Annotated in this window: 2 protein-coding genes; both read right to left on the bottom strand. The window is 63.0% G+C overall.

Annotated features, from left to right (window positions below; genetic code table 11):
• Positions 1-273 (bottom strand): ATP-binding cassette domain-containing protein (locus AC1DX0_RS36270; protein WP_477359373.1); only part of this gene is annotated, 273 nt, incomplete at its 3' end.
• 10 nt (positions 274-283) lie between these two features.
• Positions 284-1057 (bottom strand): ABC transporter permease, encoded by a 774-nt coding sequence (locus tag AC1DX0_RS36265; RefSeq protein ID WP_477359370.1) that lies wholly within the window; start codon positions 1055-1057, stop codon positions 284-286.
• Positions 1058-1059: the final 2 nt, after the last annotated feature.

Genomic DNA, 1059 nt, shown 5'->3' with positions numbered 1-1059 from the left:
GGGAAGCAGCGTGTAGGACTGGAAGACGACGCCACGGTCGAGACCCGGCTGCAGGATCGGCGCGCCATCGATGCTGAGATCGCCGGCGTCGAAATCCTGCAGTCCGGCAACGATCGACAGCAGCGTGCTCTTGCCGCAGCCCGACGTGCCGACCAGCGAGACGAACTCATTGTCGGCAAGATCGAGGTTGATGTCGCGCAGCACTTGCGTGCGCCGGTCGCCGGTGCCGAAGCTCTTGTCGAGACCGGCGATGCGCAATTTGGGAACAGTCATCGGCGGTTCCTCATTGCGAGTGGCCATCCTGCCGGAACAGCACCTTTTCCAGGGCCTTCATGACCTGATCGGTGATGAGGCCGAGCAAGCCCAGCAGAAGGATGTACCCAATGATGGTGTTGGTCTGGAAATAGCGCTGCGACACGGTGATGCGATAGCCGAGCCCGGACGTAGCCGCGACAAGCTCGGCCAGAACCAGCCAGGTCCATGCCCAGCCGAGGCTGATGCGCAGCGTATCCCAGATGCCCGGCAGAGCGCTGGGCACGACGATGCGCGTCAGGATCTTGCGATCCGGCAGGCCGAGCGTGCGGCCAAGGCCGATGAAATCGGCGGGAACTCGTTTCACATTGTCCATGATCATCAGCACCTGCTGGAAGAAGGTGCCGATGAAGATGATCAGGAATTTCTGCGTGTCGCCGGTGCCGGCCCACAGGATGGAAAGCGGCACGAAAGCAACAACCGGCATATAGCGGATGAAATCCACCAGCGGCTCGATGGCCGCCTCCCAGGAGCGGAAACTGCCGATCAGCACGCCGATCGGGATCGACAGAGCCGAGGCGATGAGGAAGCCGATGGAAATGCGGTACGCCGAGGCTCTGAGGTCCAGCCACAGTGTGCCGTCCATCGCGAGCTTGGCGATCTGCGTCGCGACGCTGCCGGGCGACGGCAGGAAGATCGGCTTCACCCATTCGAGCCCGGTCGCCGCCCACCAGGCAAGGCCAAGCCCGACAAAGACGGCCACCGCGATCATCAAGAAACGCGACCTGGCGATAGGCACGCCGATCC

The organism is Mesorhizobium sp. P3_A9 (assembly GCF_056402975.1).
Note: the sequence above shows the minus strand (reverse complement) of the source record. Positions and strands in the feature narration are given on the sequence as shown.